At 77.4% G+C, this 3,422-nt stretch carries 3 protein-coding genes and 2 pseudogenes; all 5 read right to left on the bottom strand.

Annotated features, from left to right (window positions below; genetic code table 11):
• A partial coding sequence (locus tag ACWJ6R_RS32735; protein ID WP_449065929.1) for a PfkB family carbohydrate kinase occupies positions 1-382 on the bottom strand: 382 nt, incomplete at its 3' end.
• Positions 379-606: a hypothetical protein gene (locus tag ACWJ6R_RS32740; protein ID WP_449065930.1), complete on the bottom strand. Its 228-nt coding sequence runs from the start codon at positions 604-606 to the stop codon at positions 379-381. The genes ACWJ6R_RS32740 and ACWJ6R_RS32735, both read right to left, overlap by 4 nt.
• A complete protein-coding gene (locus tag ACWJ6R_RS32745) occupies positions 606-929 on the bottom strand; it encodes a D-sedoheptulose-7-phosphate isomerase (protein ID WP_449065931.1) in 324 nt (107 codons plus the stop codon). Before ACWJ6R_RS32745 ends, ACWJ6R_RS32740 begins: the two co-directional genes overlap by 1 nt.
• Positions 930-935: 6 nt before the next feature.
• A pseudogene (locus ACWJ6R_RS32750) lies at positions 936-2,143 on the bottom strand (glycosyltransferase).
• Positions 2,140-3,335, bottom strand: a pseudogene (locus ACWJ6R_RS32755) (glycosyltransferase family 9 protein). Before ACWJ6R_RS32755 ends, ACWJ6R_RS32750 begins: the two co-directional pseudogenes overlap by 4 nt.
• Positions 3,336-3,422: the final 87 nt, after the last annotated feature.

A 3,422-nucleotide genomic window follows, 5' to 3' on the forward strand; every position in this document is an offset into this window, starting at 1 on the left:
GCGGCCCGGCGGGCGTCGAGCCCGAGCGGATGCGCCCGGCCCTCGCCGGTGTCGAGGCGGAGCAGGGTCTGGCCCCGGGCCGGATCCGGGTCTTGGCGGCGGTCCCGCCCCGCAGCGGCAGCCGGACCACCTCCATCAGGCCGGAGAGCGCCTCCCGCAGCCACCGGCCGGGTTCGTCGTCGCCGAGTGCGGTGACCAGGACGACCTCCGCCCCGGCGCGGGCCGCGAGCAGGGCCGCGAGACCGGCCCCTCCGGGGCGGCGGTCGCGGCGGCCCGCGGCCACCACGGGGACCGGCGCGTCGGGGCAGAGCCGTTCGGCTTCGCCCTCGACGTCCACGTCGAGCAGCGTGTCACCGACGACGACGAGCGGTCCCGGCCTCATGCGCAGGCCTCCTCGAGCGCGTGGCAGAGCATGTGGATCACCGCGAGGTGCACCTCCTGGACGGTCGCGGTGTCCGCGGCCGCCACGGGGAGGGCGTCGTCGCAGAGGTCGGCGAGGGGGTTGGGCGCCGGTCCCGTCAGTGCCCAGGTCGTCAGGCCGCACTCGCGGGCGGCGAGCGCGGCGGCCAGCACGTTCTGGCTGGAACCGCTGGTGGACAGGCACATCAGGACGTCTCCGGGGCGCCGTGCGCCCGTACCTGGCGGGCGTAGACCTCCTGGGCGCCGAAGTCGTTGGCGATCGCGGAGACGCTGGAGGTGTCGGCGTGCAGCGGGATCGCCGCGTACGGCCGGCGGTCGTCGCGGAAGCGGCCGACCAGCTCCGCGGTGAGGTGCTGGGCCTCGGCGGCGGATCCGCCGTTGCCGCAGGCGAGCAGGCGGCCGCCGCCGGTGAGCACGGCCGCGAGCTTCCGCCCCCAGCTGGCGATGGTCTCGGTCTCGTCGTCCACCGCGGCGAGCGCGGCGCTCAGGCGTGACAGGTGTGGGTGCATGGTTCTTCAGCCTCCCGCGGCGGCGGCGATCCGGTTCCGGCCCCGGGTCCGGTGGCCGGTGATCACATCCAGGTAGACGGCCTCGGTCCGCTCGGCGATCCGGGGCCAGCCGTACCCGGACCTGGCGCGGCGCTCGCCGGACAGCGCGAGGGCCGCACGCAGGTCAGGGCGTTTCAGCAGGTCGCTGAGGGCCCGGGCGAGGGCCCGGGGGCGGCGGGGCGGGACCAGCACGCCGCAGCCCGCCACCGTGTCCAGGTGCCCGCCGACGGAGGAGGCGACCACGGGCACCCCGCAGGCCATGGCCTCCACGACGGCGATGCCGAACGGCTCGTACCAGGGCACGCTGACCACGACGTCGGCCGAGCGCATCAGGGCGGGCACGTCGGCGCGGCCGACGCTGCCGATCACGCTGACCCGGCCGGAGAGTCCGTGGGCGGCGGCCAGGTGCTCCAGCCGCCGCGCCTCCTCGTCGTCCGGCGCGCCGCCGGCGATCACCAGTTCGGCGCCGGGTAGGGAGCGCAGGGCCTCGACGACGGTGCCGACGCCCTTGCGCGGCACCATGCGCCCGATGCTGAGGATGCGCGGCCGCCGCCCGCGCGGCGCGGCCGGGCCGTCCGGGTGGAACAGCTCCAGGTCGACGCCGCACGGCACGATCGTGACCCGCTCGGCGGGCACGCCCATCGCCATCAGCTCGTTCACCTCGTCGGTGCAGGTGGCGACGGTCAGCTGGGCGTCGCGCCCGAGGGCGGTCTCGGCGGCGATCCGCTGCGGCGGGCTGGTGTCCGCCGTGCCCTGCCAGCGCCGCTTCACCGTGCCGAGGGCGTGGAAGGTCTGCACGACCGGCACGCCGAGGGGCCGGGCGGCCTCCAGCGCGGCCAGGCCGCTCATCCAGAAGTGCGCGTGGACCACGTCGGGCCTGCCGCGCCGCCAGCGCGCCGCAGGTGCGCGGCGAAGGCCGGCATGTACGGCGGCAGCAGGTCCTTGGGCACGGGGGTGGCGGGACCGGCCGGGACGTGCTCCACGGTCACGCCGGGGCAGAGCGCCACCGCGTCGGGGACGTCGGGGCGGTCGCGCCGGGTGTGCACGACGACCTCGTGCCCCCGCTCGGCCAGCGCCGCCGCCAGCGCCGCCACGTGGACGTTCTGCCCGCCGGCGTCGACTCCGCCGATGGCCGCGAGCGGGTTCGCGTGCTCGGACACCAGAGCGATTCTCATAAGGTTGCCTCCCTTGGCGCGGCCAGGCGGCTGACGGCCTCGGCGACCTCCTCGGCCGGGACGGACGACAGGCAGGGGTGGCCGGGGACGGGGCAGGTCCTGGCCCTGCTCCCGCGGCAGGGGGCGTGCTGGTCGCCGAGGACGACGGACGGCACGCCGTACGGCGCCCAGCGGGCGGCCGGGACGACCGGGGCGAACAGGCTGACGACGGGGGTGCCGACCGCCGCGGCCAGGTGGGCGGGGCCGGTGTTGGCCGCGACCACCGCGCACGCTCCGGCGATCACCCCGGCCAGTTCGGCGAGGTCTGTCCGCCCGCCGAGGTCGACCACGTCCCCCGGCGTATCCCCCGGCGCGTCCCGCCCCCGGATCCCGGGCGCGAGGCCGTCCAGGACGGCCCTCGCGGCGAACGCGTCCGCGGCGGAGCCGGTCGCGTGGCACCGGTCGCGACGGTGGCACCGGTCGTGGAGGCGGCACCGGCGACGCCCGCCGTCAGCACCCGCTCGCCGGGGCCTCCGGTCACCACGACCCTGCGGCCCCCGTTGGCGAGCAGCCGGACCAGCCGGGCCCAACTCGCGGCCGGCCACGCCCGCGCGGGTGCCGAGACGCCGGGGTGCACGACCACGTATCCGGGCGGTCCGGTCAGGTGGCCGACGTCGGGTAGCGGCCTCCGTACGGCGAGCCGGCCGTCGTCGCCGGGGGGCAGGTCGAAGCCCGCCTGGCGGGCCAGGCCCAGCATGCGCTCGGCCTCGGGCACGTCCGCGTCCGCGCCGTCCTCGTCGACGACCCGGCGCACGTCGAGCAGCGAGCCGGGGTAGTCGGTGCTGATCGCGGCGATCCTGGGCGTGCCCGCCAGCCGCAGCAGCAGCGCGAGCGGGAGCGGCGACTGGTGGAAGGAGGTGAAGATCAGCGCCTGTTCCGGCGCCAGCCGCCGGATCTCCCTGATCAGCCGGGTGACGTGGGCGCCGGACACGGGCGGCGGCTCGGGGTCGATCCACGGGGTCCGCCACTCCAGCACCCGCGAGACGCCGGGCAGGAGCTCGCCCGCCGCGCGGCCGTGCGGGCCCGCCAGCAGGACGACCTCCCGCGCCCGGGCGGCGACCGCCCGGATCGCGGGCCCGGCGAGCAGGACGTCGCCGGCGTTGTCGGGCCGCGCCACAAGGACGGTCCCCACCTGCGAGCCCGCCCGGCCCATGCGGTCGGCCTGATCCATGCGGCCCATACGGTCCATGCGGTCGGCCTGATCCATGCGGCCCATACGGTCCATGCGGTCGGCCTGATC

Source organism: Planomonospora algeriensis, assembly GCF_977012225.1.

Coding starts and splice junctions, on each gene's coding strand:
- ACWJ6R_RS32740 (WP_449065930.1), bottom strand. CDS start 606: ATGTGCCTGTCCACCAGCGGTTCCAGCCAGAACGTGCTGGCCGCCGCG.
- ACWJ6R_RS32745 (WP_449065931.1), bottom strand. CDS start 929: ATGCACCCACACCTGTCACGCCTGAGCGCCGCGCTCGCCGCGGTGGAC.